The 19,602-nt window shown below is 71.0% G+C and carries 18 protein-coding genes and 3 tRNA genes; 9 read left to right on the top strand and 12 right to left on the bottom strand.

The genetic code is table 11. The annotated features are described in order from the left end of the window. Positions 1-25 precede the first annotated feature (25 nt). From ssuE to ABD481_RS29425, 6 genes are all read left to right on the top strand, one after another. A complete protein-coding gene (ssuE, locus tag ABD481_RS29450) occupies positions 26-772 on the top strand; it encodes an NADPH-dependent FMN reductase (protein ID WP_344669043.1) in 747 nt (248 codons plus the stop codon). Next, positions 769-1,782, top strand: coding sequence for an ABC transporter substrate-binding protein (locus tag ABD481_RS29445; protein ID WP_344669042.1), 1,014 nt, complete (start codon positions 769-771; stop codon positions 1,780-1,782). Before ssuE ends, ABD481_RS29445 begins: the two co-directional genes overlap by 4 nt. 1 nt (position 1,783) lies before the next feature. After that, on the top strand, positions 1,784-2,644 hold the full coding sequence (locus ABD481_RS29440) for an ABC transporter ATP-binding protein (protein ID WP_344669041.1): 861 nt from the start codon (positions 1,784-1,786) through the stop codon (positions 2,642-2,644). Positions 2,645-2,810: 166 nt separating this feature from the next. Beyond that, positions 2,811-3,587 carry an ABC transporter permease gene (locus ABD481_RS29435; RefSeq protein WP_344669065.1) on the top strand — a complete coding sequence of 259 codons (777 nt, stop codon included), beginning with the start codon at positions 2,811-2,813 and terminating at the stop codon, positions 3,585-3,587. Between the two features lie 51 nt (positions 3,588-3,638). Then, positions 3,639-4,997, top strand: coding sequence for an LLM class flavin-dependent oxidoreductase (locus ABD481_RS29430; RefSeq protein WP_344669040.1), 1,359 nt, complete (start codon positions 3,639-3,641; stop codon positions 4,995-4,997). 33 nt (positions 4,998-5,030) lie between these two features. Further along, complete coding sequence (locus ABD481_RS29425) at positions 5,031-5,936, top strand: TauD/TfdA dioxygenase family protein (RefSeq protein WP_344669039.1); 906 nt, start codon at positions 5,031-5,033, stop codon at positions 5,934-5,936. A gap of 98 nt (positions 5,937-6,034) precedes the next feature. On the opposite strand, the gene ABD481_RS29420 is transcribed toward ABD481_RS29425, so the two are convergent. Next, complete coding sequence (locus ABD481_RS29420) at positions 6,035-6,502, bottom strand: MerR family transcriptional regulator (RefSeq protein WP_344669038.1); 468 nt, start codon at positions 6,500-6,502, stop codon at positions 6,035-6,037. Positions 6,503-6,597: 95 nt separating this feature from the next. Between ABD481_RS29420 and ABD481_RS29415 the strand changes: the two genes are divergently transcribed. Beyond that, on the top strand, positions 6,598-7,383 hold the full coding sequence (locus tag ABD481_RS29415) for an MBL fold metallo-hydrolase (protein WP_344669037.1): 786 nt from the start codon (positions 6,598-6,600) through the stop codon (positions 7,381-7,383). Between the two features lie 83 nt (positions 7,384-7,466). Here the strand turns inward: ABD481_RS29415 and ABD481_RS29410 are convergent. From ABD481_RS29410 to ABD481_RS29400, 3 genes are all read right to left on the bottom strand, one after another. Beyond that, positions 7,467-7,539: transfer RNA gene (locus ABD481_RS29410), tRNA-Glu, on the bottom strand. 278 nt (positions 7,540-7,817) lie between these two features. Further along, positions 7,818-9,077: a DUF1266 domain-containing protein gene (locus tag ABD481_RS29405; RefSeq protein ID WP_344669036.1), complete on the bottom strand. Its 1,260-nt coding sequence runs from the start codon at positions 9,075-9,077 to the stop codon at positions 7,818-7,820. A gap of 49 nt (positions 9,078-9,126) precedes the next feature. Then, on the bottom strand, positions 9,127-11,733 hold the full coding sequence (locus ABD481_RS29400; protein ID WP_344669035.1) for an AAA family ATPase: 2,607 nt from the start codon (positions 11,731-11,733) through the stop codon (positions 9,127-9,129). 254 nt (positions 11,734-11,987) lie between these two features. Between ABD481_RS29400 and ABD481_RS29395 the strand changes: the two genes are divergently transcribed. After that, on the top strand, positions 11,988-12,551 hold the full coding sequence (locus tag ABD481_RS29395; protein WP_344669034.1) for an RICIN domain-containing protein: 564 nt from the start codon (positions 11,988-11,990) through the stop codon (positions 12,549-12,551). A 112-nt stretch (positions 12,552-12,663) separates the two neighbouring features. On the opposite strand, the gene ABD481_RS29390 is transcribed toward ABD481_RS29395, so the two are convergent. The 5 genes from ABD481_RS29390 to ABD481_RS29370 all read right to left on the bottom strand — a co-directional run bounded on the left by ABD481_RS29390 (position 12,664) and on the right by ABD481_RS29370 (position 16,523). Further along, a tRNA-Glu gene (locus ABD481_RS29390) sits at positions 12,664-12,736 on the bottom strand. 155 nt (positions 12,737-12,891) lie between these two features. Beyond that, on the bottom strand, positions 12,892-13,716 hold the full coding sequence (locus ABD481_RS29385) for a hypothetical protein (protein ID WP_344669033.1): 825 nt from the start codon (positions 13,714-13,716) through the stop codon (positions 12,892-12,894). Positions 13,717-13,878: 162 nt separating this feature from the next. Beyond that, a tRNA-Gln gene (locus tag ABD481_RS29380) sits at positions 13,879-13,950 on the bottom strand. A gap of 229 nt (positions 13,951-14,179) precedes the next feature. Next, positions 14,180-15,655 carry a glutamate--tRNA ligase gene (gltX, locus tag ABD481_RS29375; protein WP_344669064.1) on the bottom strand — a complete coding sequence of 492 codons (1,476 nt, stop codon included), beginning with the start codon at positions 15,653-15,655 and terminating at the stop codon, positions 14,180-14,182. A gap of 73 nt (positions 15,656-15,728) precedes the next feature. After that, positions 15,729-16,523 (bottom strand): fumarylacetoacetate hydrolase family protein, encoded by a 795-nt coding sequence (locus tag ABD481_RS29370; protein WP_344669032.1) that lies wholly within the window; start codon positions 16,521-16,523, stop codon positions 15,729-15,731. A gap of 95 nt (positions 16,524-16,618) precedes the next feature. On the opposite strand from ABD481_RS29370, the gene ABD481_RS29365 reads away from it, so the two are divergent. Beyond that, on the top strand, positions 16,619-17,518 hold the full coding sequence (locus ABD481_RS29365; RefSeq protein ID WP_344669031.1) for a LysR family transcriptional regulator: 900 nt from the start codon (positions 16,619-16,621) through the stop codon (positions 17,516-17,518). A gap of 96 nt (positions 17,519-17,614) precedes the next feature. Here the strand turns inward: ABD481_RS29365 and trxA are convergent, their stop codons facing one another. The 3 genes from trxA to ABD481_RS29350 all read right to left on the bottom strand — a co-directional run bounded on the left by trxA (position 17,615) and on the right by ABD481_RS29350 (position 19,542). Then, positions 17,615-18,001: a thioredoxin gene (trxA, locus tag ABD481_RS29360; RefSeq protein ID WP_344669030.1), complete on the bottom strand. Its 387-nt coding sequence runs from the start codon at positions 17,999-18,001 to the stop codon at positions 17,615-17,617. Between the two features lie 62 nt (positions 18,002-18,063). Beyond that, positions 18,064-18,402 (bottom strand): nucleotide pyrophosphohydrolase, encoded by a 339-nt coding sequence (locus ABD481_RS29355; RefSeq protein WP_344669029.1) that lies wholly within the window; start codon positions 18,400-18,402, stop codon positions 18,064-18,066. 45 nt (positions 18,403-18,447) lie between these two features. Further along, the gene (locus tag ABD481_RS29350; RefSeq protein ID WP_344669028.1) at positions 18,448-19,542 is read right to left on the bottom strand and encodes a LacI family DNA-binding transcriptional regulator; all 1,095 of its coding nucleotides are present in this window, start codon (positions 19,540-19,542) and stop codon (positions 18,448-18,450) included. Positions 19,543-19,602: the final 60 nt, after the last annotated feature.

Here is a 19,602-nt window from a genome sequence, read left to right as displayed (position 1 = left end):
TACAACAATTCTCGGGAGCTTTCGCATGCCCTCCATCCTGGCTGTCTCCGGCAGTCCGTCCTCGACCTCGCGGACCGCGTCCGCCGCCGATCACGCGCTCACCCTGCTGCGGGCGCAGGGCCACACCGCTTCGCATCTGGCGGTGCGCGACCTGCCTTCCGACGATCTGCTCTCCGGGTTCCGCGACACCCCCGCGCTGTGGAGCGCGACCGACGCCGTCGCGCAGGCGGACGGCATCGTCATAGCCACCCCCGTTTACAAGGCCTCTTACACCGGACTGCTCAAGGCGTTCCTTGACCTTCTTCCCGAGAACGCGTTGGCCGGAAAGGTCGTGCTGCCGCTGGTGACCGGCGGGACGATCGGGCATCTGCTGACCATCGACTACGCGCTGCGCCCGGTGCTGACCGCGCTCGGCGCCGACCACGTCGTCCAGGGCCGGTTCCTTCTCGACTCCGACATCATCCGCGGGGAGGGCGGCCGGACGCGGCTGACGCCGGAGGCCGACCGCCGGCTGTCCGACTCGGTCGCGGCGTTCACCGCGGCGCTGGACCGCCGCACCGCCACCGCCACCGCCGCCGCTCCGGTGCTGAAGCTGGTCACGGCCGGTGCGCCGACCTCCGCCTCCGCCGCTACCGCCGCTACCGCCGTTGCTGCTTCCGCTTCTGTCGCCGCCGCTGCCTCTGCCGCTGCCTCCGCTTCCGCTTCCGCCTCCACCCGGTTCTCCGCCCCGGTCTCCACCCCGACCCCCGCGACCGCGGGAGCGGCGAGATGACCATCACCCACACCAGACGCGGTTTCCTCGGTCTCGTCGGCGCCGCGGCCCTGACCGCCGGCTGCGGCACGTCCGGGAAGGGCGGCGGCAAGACCACCAAGCTGCGCTACCAGGGCAGCGCGGGCTCCGTCACCCTCCCCGAACTGGCCGCCGACCTCGGCTACCTCGGCCCGGTCACCCTGCAATGGGTCGGCAACACCACCAGCGGCCCGCAGGACATCCAGTCCGCGGCCACCGGACAGACCGAGTTCGGCGGCGCGTTCAACGGCGCGGTGGCCAAACTGCGGGCCGCGGGCTCCCCGATCACCGCGGTCATCAGCTACTACGGCGTCGATAAGGACTCTTATAACGGCTACTACACCCTCGCCGACAGCTCGATCGCCTCGGCCCCCGACCTGTTCGGCAAAAAGGTCGGGATGAACACGCTCGGCGCGCACCTCGAAGCCGTGCTGGACATCTATCTGAACCGCAACGGCGTCACCGGCGACGCGGTGAAGAAGGTCGAGCCGTTGGTGATCTCGCCGATCAACGCCGAGCAGACGCTGCGCGCCCACCAGATCGACGTCGCCACCCTCGGCGGCATCCTGCGGGACAAGGCCCTGGCCGCAGGCGGTATCAAACCTCTGTTCACCGACTACGACCTGCTCGGCAGTTTCAGCGCCGGGACCTACGTGTTCCGCAACGACTTCATCGCCAAGAACCCGGACACCGTGCAGGCCTTCACCACCGGCGTGGCCAAGGCCATCGAGTGGACCCGCAGCACGCCGCGGGACCAGGTCATCGAGCGGTTCACGAAGATCATCAAGGATCGCGGGCGCAACGAGGACATCGCCACCCTGCGTTACTTCAAGTCCTTCGGCATCGCCGGCACCGGCGGCGTCATCGCGGACAAGGAGTTCACCACCTGGATCGACTGGCTGGAGCAGCAGGGCCAGATCCCGGCCGGCAAGATCACCGCCGCCTCCGTCTACACCAACAAGTTCAACCCGTTCGCGAAGGGAGGGTCCTGACATGTCCGTCCTCGATCGCCCGGCGTTCGAAGCCGCGCCGGAGGCTGTGCCGAAGATCCGGCTGGAGCACCTGGGCAAGACGTTCGCGGTCCGCGGCGGGGAAAGCTTCGCCGCCTTGGACGACATCGGCCTGGACGTCGCCGACGGCGAGTTCCTCGTGGTCGTCGGTCCCAGCGGCTGCGGGAAGTCCACGCTGCTGGACCTCATCAGTGGCCTGACGAAGCCGACCAGCGGCCAGGTGTTGCTGGACGGGGTGCCGGTCACCGGGCCGGCCCTGGACCGCAGCGTCGTGTTCCAGCAGTACGCGCTGTTGCCGTGGCGCACCGCGCAGCGCAACGTCGAGTTCGCCCTGGAGGCCCGGCCCCGGCTGGACCGCCTGGGCCGCCGGGCCCGGGCCGAGCGGGCCCGCGAGCACCTGGCACTGGTCGGCCTGACCGGGTTCGAGGACCGCTTTCCGCACGAGCTGTCCGGCGGGATGCGCCAGCGCGTGGCCATCGCCCGCGCGCTGGCCTCCGACCCCAAGGTGCTGCTGATGGACGAGCCGTTCGCCGCCCTGGACGCGCAGACCCGGGACGGCCTGCAGGAGGAGCTGCTGCGGATCTGGCAGCGCACCGGCACCACGGTCGTGTTCATCACGCACGGCATCGACGAGGCGGTCTTTCTGGGGCAGCGGGTCGCGGTCATGACCTCCCGGCCGGGACGGATCAAGGAGCTGGTCGACGTGCGGCTCGGCGACCGGACCGCGGACGAGGACGTGCGGTCCAGCCCGGAGTTCGCCGCCTACCGGCACGAAGTGTGGAGCCTGCTGCGCGACGAGGTCACGACGGCGGCCCGACTCAGGGAGGTCGTTTCCGTTGGCTGAGATACCGATTCTCCACACGCACGAGCCGGCCGGGGCCAAGAGCGGCCGCGGCGCCGGGGTCTCCGGAGCGACCGGGGTCTCCGGGGTCTCGGGAGTCTCCCGGGTCTCCGGAGTGTCCGCAGTCTCCGGAGTCGCCGGCGGAGTGCGGGCCGGCGTCCCGCGCGTCCTGGCCGCCGCCGCGAGCGCGCTGGCCACGCTCGGCAAGCGCACCGTCGCCATCGCCGCGTTCCTGGTGCTCTGGGAGGTCGCCCCGCGGATCGGCCTGGTTGACCGCACCTTCCTGGTGCCGTTCTCCGAGGCCGTCAAAGCCCTGATAGAGCTGGCGAAGAACGGCCAGCTGTGGGACAACACCCAGGCCAGCCTGGTCCGCTCGCTGGCCGGGTTCGGCATCGCGATCGCCGCCGGGGTGCCGCTGGGCCTGCTGATCGGCTGGTACCGGCCGGTCGCCGAGATCTTCGGGCCGCTGCTGGAGCTGTTCCGCAACACCGCCGCGCTGGCGCTGCTGCCGGTCTTCATCCTGCTGCTGGGCATCGGCGAGACCTCGAAGATCGCGATCGTGGTCTACGCGTGCACCTGGCCGATCCTGCTCAACACGGTCAGCGCGGTGCGCAGCGTGGATCCGGTACTGGTGAAGTCGGCCCGTTCGATGGCGCTGTCCGCGCCCCGGCTGTTCGCGAAGGTGATCCTGCCGGCCAGCGTGCCGACCATCTTCACCGGCATCCGGCTGGCCGGGTCGGGCTCGATCCTGGTGCTGATCGCCGCCGAGATGGTCGGCGCCAAGGCCGGACTCGGCTACCTGGTCAACACCTCGCAGCAGAACTTTGCGATCCCCGACATGTACGCCGCGATCATCGCCATCTCCGTCATCGGACTGGCCTTCAACCAGCTGCTCGTCGCGCTCGAACGCCGCCTCACCCGCTGGCGGCCGGCCGCGGGCGGGTGACCACGCCGGATCCCGACCGACTTCTCCTTACCTCCCAAGGGAATCCTCTTCATGAGCACCGAGCCCCGCCAGCTGCACCTGAACGCCTTCCTCATGACCCCGGGCCACCACGACGCCGCGTGGCGGCACCCCGACAGCCAGCCGCACCGCGCCACCGACGTCACCTACTTCCAGCAGCTGGCGCAGACCGCCGAGCGCGGCAAGCTGGACTCCATCTTCTTCGCCGACGGCCTGGCGGTCTGGGGCCGCCTGCGCAGCAACGTCTCCGGCGGTCTGGAGCCGCTGACGCTGCTGGCCGCGATCGCCGCCGTCACCAGCCGCGTCGGCCTGATCGCCACCGCGTCCACCACCTTCAACGAGCCCTTCCACCTGGCCCGCAAGTTCGCTTCTCTGGACCACATCTCCAACGGCCGGGCCGGCTGGAACATCGTCACCTCGGGCAGCGTCACCGAGGCCAACAACTTCAACCTGGAGGAGCACCTCGACCACGCGGTCCGCTACCAGCGGGCGACCGAGTTCCTGGAGGTCGCCACCGGCCTGTGGGACAGCTGGGCCGACGACGCGGTGCTGCTGGACAAGGAGTCCGGGGTCTACGCCGACCCCGACCGGGTCCGGGAGATCCAGCACGCCGGACCGTTCTTCCAGGTGCGCGGCCCGCTCAACGTGCAGCGCTCGCCGCAGGGCTGGCCGCTGCTGGTGCAGGCCGGATCCTCCGAGGACGGCCGGGAGTTCGCCGCCCGCCACGCCGAGGCCGTGTTCACCGCGCAGCAGACGCTGGAGGACGCCGTCGCGTTCGCCAAGGACGTCCGGGCCCGGGCCGCCGCCCACGGCCGCGACGGACTGCCGCTGATCCTGCCCGGCATCTGCCCGATCATCGGCGCGACCGAGGCCGAGGCCCGGGCCCTGGAGGACGAGCTGACCGAGCTCCAGGTCATCGACTACGGGCTGGCGCAGCTGTCGAACATGCTCAACGTCGACCTGTCCGGCTACCCGCTGGACCAGCCGCCGCCGGAGCACCTGCTGCCGACCGAGCAGGAGGTCAATGGGAACAAGAGCCGCTTCACCCTGGTCTCCGACCTGGCCCGGCGCGAGGGCCTGACCATCCGCCAGATCATCGCCCGGCTCGGCGGCGGGCGCGGCCACCGCGTCGTGGCCGGCGCCCCCGAGCAGATCGCCGACGCCATCGAGAGCTGGTTCCGGGCCGGCGCCGCCGACGGCTTCAACATCATGCCCCCGATCCTGCCGACCGGCCTGGACGCCTTCGTGGACCACGTCGTGCCCGAACTCCAGCGCCGCGGCCTGTTCCGCACCGAATACACCGGCACGACGCTGCGGGACCACTACGGACTGCCGCGCCCCGACGCCCGCTCCACCGAGTCGGAGTCCTTGCTCGCCTCCAGCTCCCTGTGACCCCGCCACCCCGCCGGAAAGGAACCACCGACCATGACCACCACCACCGACTTCGACGTCCGGAAGCTCGGAGGCCGGATCGGCGCCGAGATCGTCGGCGTCGACCTGTCCGCCGAGCTCCCCGCGCCGCTGCTCGACGAGATCAAGGCCGCGCTGCTGGAGCACAAGGCTCTGGTGTTCCGCGCCCAGGAGCTCGACGACGAGGGCCAGCTCCGCTTCGCGTCCCAGTTCGGCCCGCTGACCACCGCGCACCCGACCGTCCCCGGCATCGCCGAGCAGCCGCAGATCCTGCCGGTGGACAGCGAGCGCGGCGCGGCCAACGTCTGGCACACCGACGTCACCTTCGTGCAGTCCCCGCCGAAGGCTTCCACCCTGCGCGGCATCGTCATCCCGCCCTACGGTGGCAACACCCTGATCGCCAACACCGCGGCCGCCTACCGGGACCTGCCCAGGCCGCTGCGCGACCTGGCCGACGGCCTGTGGGCGGTGCACACCAACGACTACGACTACGCCGGCCCCCGGGTCGACGACGAGAAGTACCAGCAGTACCGCGAGGTGTTCGTCTCGACGAAGTACCGCACGGCGCACCCGGTGGTCCGCGTGCACCCGGAGACCGGGGAGCTCGGGCTGTTCATCGGGGCGTTCGCGCAGACGATCGAGGGCCTCAGCACGACCGAGTCGAAGGACGTCCTGCGTCTGCTCCAGGCCTATGTGACCCGGCCCGAGAACGTGTTGCGGGTGCAGTGGAACCCGGGCGACGTCGTCCTGTTCGACAACCGCATCACGCAGCACTACGCGCCTGACGACTACGACAAGCTGCCGCGCCGTCTGAACCGGGTCACAGTGGCGGGTGACATTCCGGTCGGCATCGACGGCGCCACCAGCCGTATCCTGGAAGGAGACGAGGCGGCGCACTACACGCCGGCGGCGGTGTCCTGAGCAGCCGGGCGGGCGCGCCCTGGTGTCAGCGGGGCGCGCCCGTGTCTGTCCGGAATCGGTTTTGTGCTTTGCGCTTTGTGCCCTTTGGGTGTCACATGTCAGCCCGCTTTCACCGCCGCCATGAACTCGGGGCAGTCGACGAGCCGCTCCTCGGGGCAGTCCGCGCCGTGGCGCAGAGCCGCGCGCATCCGGACCAGCCGGGCGATCATCCCGTCGAGCTCGTCGGCCTTGACGGCCATCCGCCGACGCAGCTCGGTGTCGCCCGGGCCGGCCGTGAGGAACCGGGCGATCTCGGAGATGCCGAAACCGGCCTGCCGAGCGCAGGCGATCAGCGCGAGCCGGTCCAGCACGGCGGGGGAGTAGGTGCGACGCAGGCCATTGCGACCCGTCGACTCGATGAGGCCGCGCTGCTCGTAGAACCGCAGGGCGGACGGCGCCAGCCCGGAGCGCGCCGCCACCTCCCCGATGTCCAGCGGCGTCTCGGTGTCGACCGCGGCGACTGTGCTGATCGTGCTGGCTGTGCTGACCGTGCTGACTGCGTCGAACCTACCGGCCGTACCGACCATGACGGCTCCCTCGTCCCCGGTTCCCGCTTGACCTCAAGCGCGCTTCAAGTCGCAGTGTAGAGGCCATGCGAATCCACCACCTCAACTGCGGTTCGATGCGTGAGATCGAAGCCGACGGCGCGAGCCGCCCCGCGGTGTGCCATTGCCTGCTGCTGGAAACCGACAGCGACGGCCTGATCCTCATCGACACCGGCCTGGGCACACCGGACGTCACCACCCCCGAACGCACCCTCAGCCCGGAGTTCCTCGGCCGCGCACAGCCGGTCTTCGACCTCGCCGAGACCGCCCTCCACCAGATCCGCCGCCTCGGCCACGAAGCCTCCGACGTCCGCCACATCGTGCTGACCCACCTGGACCTGGACCACGCCGGCGGCCTGCCCGACTTCCCCGACGCCCGCGTCCACCTCATGGACGCCGAACACCGCACCGCCCTCGCCTCAACAGGCCGGCACCCCGAAGACCGCATCCGCTACCGCCCCGCACAATGGGCCCACCACCCCAACTGGGTGACCTACACCCCCCAGCGCGGCGAATCCTGGTACGGCTTCGACACCGTCCGCCCCCTCGAAAACATCGACGCCGAAGTCTTCCTCGTCCCCCTCGCCGGCCACACCCCCGGCCACACCGCAGTAGCCGTCCACGACACCGACCACTGGCTCCTCCACTGCGGCGACGCCTACTACTTCCACACCGAAGTCGACCCCGACAACCCCCACGGCCACCCAGCCCTGACCCTGCTGGAAGAAGCAACAGAAGTCGACCGACCACTGCGCATCGCCAACCACGCCCGCCTGCGCGAACTGGTGCGGCTTCACGGAGCCGAGGTCGAGGTCTTCTCGTCGCACGACCCTTGGGAGTACGCACGGTACGCGGGCGCCTGACGCGAGCGAGCAAGCACCGCGCGCGGGACCGAGCGCAAACAAAAAGACCAGGTCGGATAAGGTCCGGCCTGGTCTTTCATCTGTAGCCCCGACGGGATTCGAACCCGCGCTACTGCCTTGAGAGGGCAGCGTGCTAGGCCGCTACACAACGGGGCCCTAGCGGCCGCCTTGGCGCTCTGACCGCCTGGCGACCTGGAAAGCATAGCGCACTTCGGATGGCGCTCATCCCGCATTAACCGGGGCGCGGCGTGCGCGTGAGCGGGGTCACGCGCGGGTGCGGCGGCGCCGGCCGGACCTCTCGGACCTGCCGCCGGACCTGCCTCGCAACCTGCCCCGACCAGCCGCTCCCCGCCCCCCGGTCACCGCCACCCCCGCTGCTCCCTCTACTACCGCTCCCTCCACTACCGCCGCCTCAACAACCCCCACCCCCCCCACTACCGCAGCTTCAGATTCACCCAAGGGCTCCCCGGATCGCTCATCAGCGTCCGGTGCAGCCCCAGCGACTCGTTGTACGTCTGCTCGGGGTTGCCCTGACGGCCCATCTTCACCACTCGGCCGAGTACGTACGCCGCCGATAGTTCGGACCACTCCGAGTACGCGCGGGCGCACAGGCTGCCTGCGTAGCGCACGATCTGTTCGGCCGCTGTCCGGTCGCAGTAGCCGCTGGCCAGGCCCCAGCGGGCCATGTTCACGCAGCGGCCCCAGTCCCAGCCGCCTTGGGTGGCCACGGTGGCGCCTGGGGGGAGGATGCCGTCGCGGCGCATCCACATCTCGCAGCGGGTCACCCACTGTGCGATGTCGGTCAGCTCCTGCCATAGCTCTTGCGGTGTGTCGCGGTCGCGGCACCAGGATGTGATGGCTTCGGTCAGCTGCGCGGTGTCGGTGGTGAGGTCGCCGGTCGGGTGGGTGCCGGCGTTGCGGCTGGTGCGGATGCCGAGGACGAGGTCCACCGGGCGGGGGTTCTCGGTGTCCAGCAGGGCGTCCACCTGGTTCTGCCACTGCACCGGGCCCTCGACGCCCCACCACTCCTGGAGCGTCTCCCGCTCGCTGTGGTAGTCCAGATACGGCTTGCCCATCGTGTTCCACGGCACGGCGTTGTAGAGCGCCAGGTGGGCCCCGCAGGCCAGTGACCGGGCCAGTTCGCCCTGGTACGGCTCGTTGAACACCGTCCGCACTCGCTGGCGCAGGTCGGCCCAGCGCCCCATCGCCGCCTGCGGGTTCCGGCGCAGCCATCTCGCTGCCTTGCCGACGTTGATCTCCCGCTCCAGCGGCGTTCCCGGGTTGATCACCAGCTGCATGGTCTTGCGCTGCCTGGCCAGGTCCTGCACCCACCCCGGGAACATGTACTGGTGGTAGAACACCCCCTCCGGCCGCTCGTCCGGCACCAGCGCCCGGGTGTGGACCGGCAGGACCAGCCGCAGACCGAGCCGCGTGGTCGAGTACTCCATGCTCACCGTCAGCGGCGACTTCGACGTCCCCCGGATCGCATTGTTCAGCTGCCCGTACGGGGTCAGCTGATTCAGCTTCACGACACTCTTGCGTACGCTGAACTTCGAGTCCTGATCCTCCCGGCGCGGTACGAACACGTCCAACCGCGCCAGCACAGCCAGATAGGCGTCCAAGTCATCGGCACGCTGCGCATCCAGCAGCGCCCCGTCCTCCACCGACGGCGCGGCCCAGTTGTCGCTCGTCACGTTGTGTTCCCCCATGTGATCTGCGTCCGGTTTCACGGATGGCAGGATGCTACATCGCGGTCGCCCGCATCCCTGACCGCGCGATCCGCCCCGCCGCGGCCCGGTCCGGCGCCTGGAGCTTGGCGAGGATCGCCGACACGTGATGGTCGACCGTCTTCGCCGAGATGAACAGCCGCTCCGCGATCTGCGCGTTGGTGTGTCCGTCGGCGATGAGGCCGAGGACGTCGTGCTGTCTGCGAGTCAGGCCCAGGGGATGCGCCCGAGTGGTGGCGCGGGGGCCGGTCGGGAAGGCGCGGACGCCCAGGCGGCGCAGTGTGCGGCGCAGCAGCTGCTCCGTGGCGGTGGCGCCGAGGTCGGTGAAGATGCGGTAGGCCTGCTGCAACAACTGCTCGTCCCCGGAGTCGATCAGTGCCAGGCCGGCGTCATACGGGCAGCCCAACTCGGTCCAGACCGCCGCTGCCTTCTCCGCCTTGCCGTCGAGCATGTGCCGGTAGGGCTCGGCGACCGCGCCCGGGACCGAGCGTCGCGACCCGGTACGCCGCAGCCAGACGGCGACCGCTCCGCGCTCTGTAGCGCTACAGGCCGTGCCGGGGCCGATCGCCGATTCCGCCGCCTGGCGGGCCTGTGCGGAACGGCCCGCGAGCCAGTGGGCCTCGGTGCGGGCCAGGCGGGACCTGACCAGGTACTGCGGTTCCCCCTGGGCGTCGGCGGTCGCGGCGGCCTCGTCCAGGTACGGCCAGAAGCCCTCGGCGCCGCGCCGCGCCAGGATCACGCCGAGCCGGACCAGGGCGCAATGGCGGTTCAGCGGCAACGGCCCGGCCTCGCCGAGGACCTGCTCGGCCAACGCCACGGCCTCGTCCCAGCGGCCGGTGCGTTCGTAGACGTGTGCCAGGCCGCTGCGCAGCGAGGTGTTGTAGCGCGTGATGTCGTGCTCGTCGCAATACGCGATTCCCTCGGCCAGGAAACGCTCGGCGTCGGCGAACTGGAGCCCGTTCTCGTTGATGCTGCCCAAAGTGGCGTAGGCCCGCGCCGTCTGGTCGTGGTGCCGGCCGGCCAGGGCGATATCCAGGGCCTGGCGCATCACATCCGCCCACTCCAGTCCCAGCCCGGCTCTGGCGGCCGCCTCGGTGTTTAGCGCCACGCTCATCGCGGCGGTCGAGTCGAAGCGGGCGGCCAGTTCCCGGGCCCGTCGGGCCAGGTCGATCGCGTTCTCGTTGTCCGCGTACAGAAGGCGCTGTTGCGCCAACGTCGCGTAGGCTCCGGCGAGTTCGACGGTCGGCCCGAGCGGTTCGAGGACGACGAGCGCGGCCCGCATCCACGTGGTGGCTTCCTGAGTGCGGCACAGATTCCACGTGATCCGCGACAGGCGGGCCAGCGCCTCGCCCTCCCCGAAGCGGTCGCCGAGCTCGCGCCGCAGCATCAGGGCTTGCTGTGCGGCGGCCTCGGCTTCCGCGCAGCGGTCGATCAGCACCTGCTCGTCGGCGAGCTTCTCGTACAGGTTCGCGCGTTCGGCCGGGCCGGTGCGGTCGGCGAACCGCAGCGCGCGGGCGAACTGCGCGGCCGCTTCGTAGTGCGCACCGAGCCGACTGGCGCGGCGGGCCGCCGCCGGGGCGTGGCACAGCACCGCGTCGGCATCGCCCGCGGCCTCGGCGTGATACGCCAGCCGGGCCTCGTCGTCGCAGCCCTGTGCGTACAACGCCTCCAGAGCCCTCCGGTGTGTCAGGAGGCAGCGATGGGCGGGTACCGCCTCGGCGATCGCGAGCCGTGCGATCTCATGGCGGAAGCGCAGCCACATCCCGTCGGCGACCAGCAGGCCGGACGCCAGCAACCCGTCGAGCCCGGTGGCGTCGCTCAGCGTCGCCAGCAGCGGCAGCTCGACTTTGGCGCCGAGGAGGGCGGCGGTCTCCAGGGCGCTGCGAGCCTGCGCGTCCAGGCGGGCCGCCCGCGCGAGGACCACGTCTCGCGTCGAAGCCGGCACGCCCCGGGTCTGCGCCTGCAACAGCTCCGTCACGTAGAACGGGTTGCCCGCGGTCAGCCGGAACACGTCGTCCGGGGCGAAGCCGCTGCCCTCGGCGAGGATCCGGACCGCGTCCGCCGACAGGGGTGCCAGGCGGATCCGGCGCGTCGACGGCTGCGCGGCCAGGTCGCCGAGCGCGACCCGGAGCGCGTTGCCGCCGGCCTCGTCGTCGCGGTAGGTGACGATCACCGCCGCTGCCACGTCCCGCAGGCGGCGGCCCAGGAACCGCAGCAGGTCCAGGGTGGCCTCGTCGGCCCAGTGCACGTCCTCGACCACCACCACGTCGGGAACCGGGCCCGATCCCAGCTCCTGCACCAGCGCACGGAAGAGTTCCTCGCGCTCGCCGCCGGCCGCGCAACGCTCCGCCAGCGCGCCGCCGAGCTGCTCGGCGACGTCGAACAACGGTCCCAACGGCTGCGGGATGAACAACCCGTCGCAGGTGCTCCACGACCATCGCGCGGCGGTCAGCTCCCGCCGCGCCGCCGTCAGCAGCGCCGATTTCCCCACCCCGGCCTCGCCCGAGAGCAGGATCAGGCGCCCGGCACCGTGGGCCGCCTCCTGCGCGTACCGGACCAGTTCGGCCAACTGGGAGTCCCGCTCCACCAGCCGCACGCCCGTACTTCCGTCTTCCTCACCCACGCGTTTCCCCCTTTCGTGTGGACCACTCAAGTTACCAAGATCCCTGATTCACCGATCCGATGCGTTGAGGCGGGAAGTCCCTGAGGCCGCCGGCCGGGTTTATGGGGAGCGCCCGGGCCGAATATGGGGAGCCCTTCCCGATCTGGTCCGACCCCGACCAGCCATAACGTGATCAACGGCCGGTCGGGGGGATGGCTGGGCAAGGCCCCGCTGGTCGATCGCGCTCAAGGACCCAATAGAGAGGAACGACCGACATGAACCTGTCTCGCCGCAAGCTCGGCCTGGTGGCGTCCATCGCGACCATGGCCGGCGCCATGGTGGCCGGCGGTGGAGCGGTGGCTCAGGCCTCCTCGGCCTCCGCCGGTCACATCACGCCGTTCGCGGGCGTCTTCAACCCCATCCGGAACGTCGGCAACGGCCTGTGCCTTCAGCCGCTGAGCCCGGTGCCGAACTCGGCGGTCGTGCAGGAGCCCTGCGACGGCGGCGTTATGCAGGGCTGGCAGTACATCCACGACGACAGCCACGGCGGCTACGTGTTCGTCAACCAGGCGAGCGGTGCGTGCCTGAACGCCTTCATCAAGGCCGAGAACGGCGCCCCGATCGGGCTGGACACCTGCCGCGTGGTCAGCAACGAGCGGTTCGACACCAACACGCTGCCCAACGTGACGGCGGTGGAGTCGAGGATCGGCTGGAAGGACAACGGCTTCTGCCTGGACGTGCCGGGCGCCTCGTCGCAGCCCGGCCTGCAGATGCAGTTGTGGGGCTGCAACGGGACCCTCGCGCAGCGCTGGGTCATCGGCTTCCCGCTGAACGCGTAACGAGTACAAGCAGCACGACGAGCACCACCAGCACAACCAGCACAACGAATGAGAACAGCTGGTTCGAACAAAATGAGGGCTCGTACGTATACGTACGAGCCCTCATTCATCGTAGCCCCGACGGGATTCGAACCCGCGCTACTGCCTTGAGAGGGCAGCGTGCTAGGCCGCTACACAACGGGGCCACTAGCGGTGCCGCCAGGCGCCTTGGCGCGATCGGCAGCGGATTCATCTTAGGCGATCGACGGGGTTCGCCCAAATCGCGGGCGTGGCGGGTCGGTCCGGGTGCCGGTCAGCGGGCTTGCCGACCGGCCGCGCTGCTGGAACTGCCCGCCGCCCCTCACTCCGCCCCCGCCGCCGCGTCCGTCCGCACCAGGCGCACGAACGCCCGGATCCCCGTCAGCAGCTCGCGCTGGTCGGTCAGCCCGTCCACGGCCTGCTCGAAGTGCCGCGCCGTGGCCGCGACCCGCTGCTCAGCCTGCTCGACGCGCGTCCGCAGATCGGTCCGATCCGCCTCCGCGGCCTCCCGCGCGACCCGGACCTCGGTCTTCAGCCGCGTCTCGGTGCCCCGCACGCTGTCGCGCAGCGAGTCCAGGTCCCGCAGCGTCTGCTCCTCCGTGTGGCCCGCGTGCAGCCGCAGCGCCTCGACCTCGGCCGTCAGCGTCTCCAGGCGCACGGTGAGCTCCTGCACGTCGTCCCGCGGGAACTTGGTCTCCTTCAGCAGGCTCGCGATCCGGTCCTTGACGTAGCCCAGGTACGCCCCGACCGGCCGGAGCACCGCGCTGAGCAGGTAGAACGCCGCGAAGTAGTAGCCCAGCACGTGGCCCGACGCGTAGGTCAGCGCCGCCACCGCCGCCGCCGTGACCACGTGGCCGCCCAGCGCCAGCACCAACAGCCGCCGCTCCCACCGGCGCACCTCGGCCTCCCGGCCCTCCGGCACCCGGATCTCCCGCTCCCGCGAGACCCCGATCTCGTGCCGCACCTGCCGCGCCCGGAAGTACAGGTTCCACGGCAGCGTGGTGAGGATCAGCAGCCAGTAGAGGCTCACGGCGCCGAGGCCGACGTTCAGCAGCGTTCGGCCCGGGACGTGGACGAAGGAGGCGACCAGGGCTATCAGGCCGGCGAACACGGCCAGGCCCAGGAATTGCTCCCAATACTTCTTCATGCCTCAAGACTGCTGGTCGAGGGCGGCGGGCGGGAGAGTATAAGTACTTAACTACTCGTGAGTAGGGTACGGAGCCGGTGCTCAGCGCGAGCGGCGGCGGTCTGGTGCGAGCGGCGGCGACAGCAAAAAGAGCGAACCCCCGAAGGGATCCGCTCTCACAAGCTGGGGTACCAGGACTCGAACCTAGAATAACTGAACCAGAATCAGTCGTGTTGCCAATTACACCATACCCCAACGACCACCCGGTGGATCACGTACCGCGCGGCGTTGCGTGAGTAACTATACGGGAGGCCCGCCCTCCGGCCAAAACGACTTTCGACCAGGCCTCCGCGAGGCGCGGGCCGGGCCTCCCGCGACCAGCTCCGCAACCGGCTTCGAAACCGGCTTCACAGCCAAGTCCGAGTCGGCTTCACAGCCGACTCCGCAACCCCTTCGCGCTCGACTCCGAGCTCCCTCAGCCCCCTCAGCCGCCGATCGCCGCGCCCAGACGCCGCAGCGTCCGCTCCCGGCCCAGCAGCTCGATCGACTCGAACAGCGGCGGCGAGACGCGTCGGCCGGTGATCGCCACGCGGACCGGCGTGAACGCGTTCTTCGGCTTCAGCCCCAGCCCCTCGATCAGCGCCTCGCGCAGTGCCGCGTCGATGGCCGCCGTCGTCCACTCCGGCAGCGCCTCCAGCGCCTTCGCGGCCGCCTCCAGCACCGGACGGGCGTCCTCGCCGAGCGCCTTGGCGGCGTCGGCCGGGTCCACCGCGAACAGGTGCTCCGGCACGAACAGGAAGCCGATCATGTCCACCGACTCGCGGAGCACCACCATCCGCTCCTGGATCAGCGGCACGGCCGCCGCCAGGGTCGCGGCCTGCTCCGGCAGCGGCGGGTCGGCGACCAGGCCCTGCTCGGCCAGGAACGGCACGATGCGGCGGGCCAGGTCCTCCGGCGCCAGGGCGCGGACGTGGTCGCCGTTGATCGCCTGGCACTTCTTCAGGTCGAAGCGCGCCGCGTTGACGTTGATCCGGCTGCCGTCGAAGGCCGCGTACATCTCCTCGGGGGAGAAGAACTCCTTGTCGCCGCCCGGGGACCAGCCCAGCAGCGCCAGGTAGTTCAGCAGCCCCTCGGGCAGGTAGCCCTCCTTCACGTAGAAGGAGAACGACGCCTCCGGGTCGCGCTTGGACAGCTTCTTGTTGCCCTCGCCCATGACGTACGGCAGGTGCCCGAACACCGGCACCGTCTCCGACAGGCCCAGCTCGATCAGCGCCGCGTGCAGCGGCAGCTGGCGCGGGGTCGAGGACAGCAGGTCCTCGCCGCGCAGCACGTGGGTGATCTTCATCAGCGCGTCGTCGACCGGGTTGACCAGGGTGTACAGCGGCGAGCCGTCGGCCCGGACCAGCACGTAGTCCGGCACGTTCGCGGTGTCGAACGAGATCTCGCCCCGGACCAGGTCGTCCCAGGTCAGAGTGCCCTCGGGCATCCGGAACCGGAGCACGCTGGAGCGGCCGGCGGCCTCGTGCGCGGCGATCTGCTCGGCGGTCAGGTTCCGGCAGGTCCCGGCGTAGCCCGGCGCGCGCTTCTCGGCCTTGGCCTTCTCGTTGACCGCGTCCAGCTCCTCCTGCGTGCAGTAGCAGCGGTAGGCGTAGCCGCCGTCGTGGAGCCGCTTGGCGGTCTCCGCGTAGACGTCCATCCGCTCCGACTGCCGGTACGGCCCGTAGGAGCCGCCGACCTCGGGCCCCTCGTCCCACTCGAAGCCCATCCAGCGCATGGTCGCCAGGAGCGCGTTGTACGACTCCTCGGTGTTGCGCGCGGTGTCGGTGTCCTCGATGCGGAAGACGAAAGTGCCGCCGTAGTGGCGCGCGAAGGCGTAGTTGAACAGCGCCGAGCGGACCATGCCGACGTGCGGGTCGCCGGTCGGCGACGGGGGGAAGCGGACGCGGACCGGCTTGTCCACGTTGGGGACGGCGCGCGCGTGCGCGGTGTTCGCCGTCGGGTTCGGCGCGCCGTCAAGCGCGGTCGTCGATGTGTCAGTCACGAGCCACCACCCGGTTCGTCAAGTTGCCAATGCCTTCGATGCCGACCGTCACCTGCTGCCCCACCACGATCGGCCCGACCCCGGCCGGGGTCCCGGTGAGGATCACGTCGCCGGGCAGCAGGGTCATCGCCTCGGAGACGTAGGAGACCAGGTCGGCGACCGACCGGGTCATCTGCGCGGTGCGGCCGGCCTGCTTCAGCTCGCCGTCCACCGTGCAGGTGATCGCCAGGTCGCCGGGGTCCAGGTCGGTCTCGATCCACGGCCCGAGCGGGCAGAACGTGTCGAACCCCTTGGCCCGGCCCCACTGGTTCTCGGCGCGCTGCAGGTCGCGCGCGGTGACGTCGTTGCCGCAGGTGTAGCCCAGCACCACCTCCGGGACCCGGGCGGCCGGCACCTGCCGGCACATCCGCCCGATCACCACCGCCAGCTCCGCCTCGTGCTGCACGTCGAACGACACGCCGAGCGGGTACTGGATGGCGTCGGCGGGGCCGATCACGGAGGTGGACGGCTTCAGGAACACCACGGCCGGATCGTCCTTGCCCGGGGCCGCGTTGCCCAGCTCGGCGGCGTGCTCGGCGTAGTTGCGCCCGATGCCGATCACCTTCGACGGCAGCACCGGGGCCAGCAGCCGCACCCGCGGCAGCGGCCACCGGCGTTGGGTGACCTGGACCGGTCCGAACGGGTGGCCCAGGATCTCGGCCACTTCGAGCGACTCGGGCTGGTCGCCCTGGCCCTCGACGATGCCGAACTTCACCTCTTCGTCGATGGAGAATCTAGCGATGCGCATTCTGCGATTTTAGTGGTCGAGCGCGGACCTGGATTCCCGATATCGGCCACGCGCGGTGATCGGCGCCCGGGACGCCGGCCTCATAGGCTTGTCCTATGTCCCGCCTTCCGGACCTGGACGCGCTGCAACTCCTGGTCGCCGTCGCCGACACCGGCTCGCTCGGCAAGGCGGCCGCGCGCAGCGGCATCAGCCAGCCCTCGGCGTCGGCGCGGATGGCGACCCTGGAGCGCCGCCTGGGCCTGAAGCTGCTGGAACGCACGCCCTCCGGCTCCCGCCTCACCGGCGACGGCGCCGTGGTCACCGACTGGGCCCGGCGGGTCCTGGAGCAGGCCGAGGCCCTGGTGGAGGGGGCCGAGGCGCTGCGCGTCCACGCCGACGAGCGGCTCAGCGTGGCGGCCAGCCTCACCATCGCCGAGCACCTGGTGCCCAAGTGGCTCATCGAGCTGCGGCAGCTGCGCCCGGCCACCCGCGTCGGGCTCACCGTGGCCAACTCGCACCAGGTGGTGGCCGCGCTGCGGGCCGCCGAGGCCGAGCTCGGCTTCGTGGAGGGGCCGTGGGTCCCGCGCGACCTGCACTCGGTGGCGGTCGGCCGGGACCGGCTGGCCGTGGTGGTGGCGCCCGCGCACCCCTGGGCGCGGCTGCGCCGGCCGCTGACGGCGGCCCAGCTCGCCGCCGAGCCGCTGCTGCTCCGCGAGACCGGTTCGGGCACGCGCGACGTCCTGGAGGCGGCGCTCGCCGCCCACGACGGCCTCACCGTCCCGCTCATCGAGCTCGGCGCCACCGCGCCGCTGCGCTCGGCCGCCCTGGCCGGCAGCGGCCCGGCGGTGCTGAGCGTGCTGGCGGTCGCCGAGGACATCGCCGCCGGCCGCCTGGTCGAGGTCCCGGTCGCCGAGGAGGTGGCACTGCGGCGGACGCTGCGGGCCGTCTGGCTGCGCGGGCGGGAACTCGGCGACGCCGCCGGCTGGTTGGTGCGGGTGGCGCAGGGGCGGGTGTGACTCGGATCGTCCCAGCGACTCGGATCGTCCTAGCGCCTTGTCCTTGTCCCAGCGCCTTGGCCGCAGCCGCGACCCGACCACTGTCACGACTCGGAGTTACGACTCAGACCCCTCATGCCCGCCGGCCTGGTGCTCGGCGATCTGCCGCCGCACCTCCTCCATGTCCAGGGCCCGCGCCTGCGCGATCAGGTCCACCAGCGGTGTCTCGGGCAGCGCGCCCGGCTGGCCGTAGACCATGACCCCGTCGCGGAAGATCATCAGGGTCGGGATCGAGCGGATGTCGAACGCCCCGGCGAGCTCCGGCTCGGCCTCGGTGTCGACCTTCCCGAAGGTGATGTCCGGGTTCGCCTCGGAGACCCGGTCGTAGACCGGCGCGAACTGGCGGCACGGGCCGCACCAGGCCGCCCAGAAGTCGACGAGCGTGATCCCGTCAGCGGTCACGGTCTTCTCGAACGTGTCCTTGGTCAAGTCCACAGTGCTCATGCGGAAAACTCTACGCGGGGAGTGTCCAGAGTGCCCGTTTCCGCCGGTGGCGGTATCGCCGGTCAGTCCAGGGCCCGCGGGCCCGGCGGGAACCGCACTTCGTTGCGCTCGATCTTGTCGGCCAGCGCCGCCAGCACGTCCACCCCGCAGGCCTCGGCGAATTGCAGCAGGTAGGCCAGCACGTCCGCCACTTCGTCGCGCACCCGGAACGCCTTCTCAGGGTCCGTCATCACCTCGGCCGACTGCTCCGGCGTGAGCCACTGGAAGATCTCGGCGAGCTCGGAGGCCTCGACCATCAGCGCCATCGCGAGGTTCTTCGGGGTGTGATACGGCTCCCACTCCCGGGCCGCCGCGAATTCCATGAGGCGCTTCTGCAGGGCCGCGACGTCGAGATCAGTCATGCCGACCTCTCTATCATGCGCCGCGGTCGGGTCGGCCGAGGGCCTTCACCGCCCCGCGCGCACCCCCGGCGGCTTCCCCGTGCTCTCCCGCACCGTCAGCCGCGGCGTCGCCGCCTTGATGTCGGCCACGCTCCCCGGCTCCTCCACGATCCGCAGCAGCGCCTCGGCGACCTGCACGCCCAGCGCGTGCGTGTCCCGGGACAGCGCCGTGATCGCCGGGTGCACCACGCGGGTCAGCACCGAGTCGTCGAACGACACGATCGACAGCTCCCCGGGCACCGGCACCCCCATCTCGGTGGCCACCCCGAGCCCGGCCACCGCCATCAGATCGCTGTCGTAGACGATCGCGGTCGGCGCGTCCGGCTGGGACAGCAGCCGGCGGGTCACCGCCGCGCCCTCGCCGTCGCTGAAGTCGGTCGGCACCGAGTGGGTGTCGGCCAGGCCCAGCTGGCCGGCCGCGTCCTTCAGGGCCCTGATACGGCGCTGGGTGTGCTGGAACGTCGGCGTCCCGGCCACGTGCGCGATCCGGGTGTGCCCGAGCGCGGCCAGGTAGCGCACGGTCTCCAGCATCGCCTCGCGGTCGTCGGCCCACACCGTCGGCAGGTCGCCGTGCTTGCCGTGGCCGCCCAGCACGATGGCCGGCACGCCGAGCGCCGCCACCGCCGCGATCCGCGGGTCCTTGGTCTGCGGGTCCACGATCAGCAGGCCGTCCACCCGCTGCTCGCCGGCCCACCGCCGGTACACCGTGAGCTCGGCCTCGGTGTCGTCGACCACTTGCAGCAGCAGCGCGACCGAGCGGGCCGACAGCACCGACTGCATGCCGTAGATGAGCTGCGCGTAGAACGGCTCGGCGCCCAGGGTCCGGGTGGGCCGGGCCAGCACCAGGCCCACCGCGCCGGCCGGGGCGCCGCCGAGGGCGCGGGCCGCGCTGTGCGGGTGCCAGTTCATCCGTTCGGCGGCCTGGAGGATCCGGGCCCGCGTGGCCTCGCTGACCCCGGGTCGCCCGTTGAGCGCGAAGGAGACCGCGCTCGGCGACACCCCGACCTCGCGCGCGATGTCGGCGATGGTGAGCCGGCCCTTGGCCTTCTCGTGGCCCAGTGCGGCACCTGGCTTGTTGACACCGCTGCCAGAGGTGGGCATTAATGACTCCCAGCTGCTTTAGCGCTTTAGTGGCTCGTTCGGGTGGGACATCAGGAGGGG

Source organism: Catenulispora yoronensis, assembly GCF_039531695.1.
Classification (GTDB): Bacteria; Actinomycetota; Actinomycetes; order Streptomycetales; family Catenulisporaceae; genus Catenulispora; species Catenulispora yoronensis.
The sequence above is the reverse complement of the archived record's forward strand: the minus strand, read 5'-3'. Positions and strand labels throughout refer to the sequence as shown.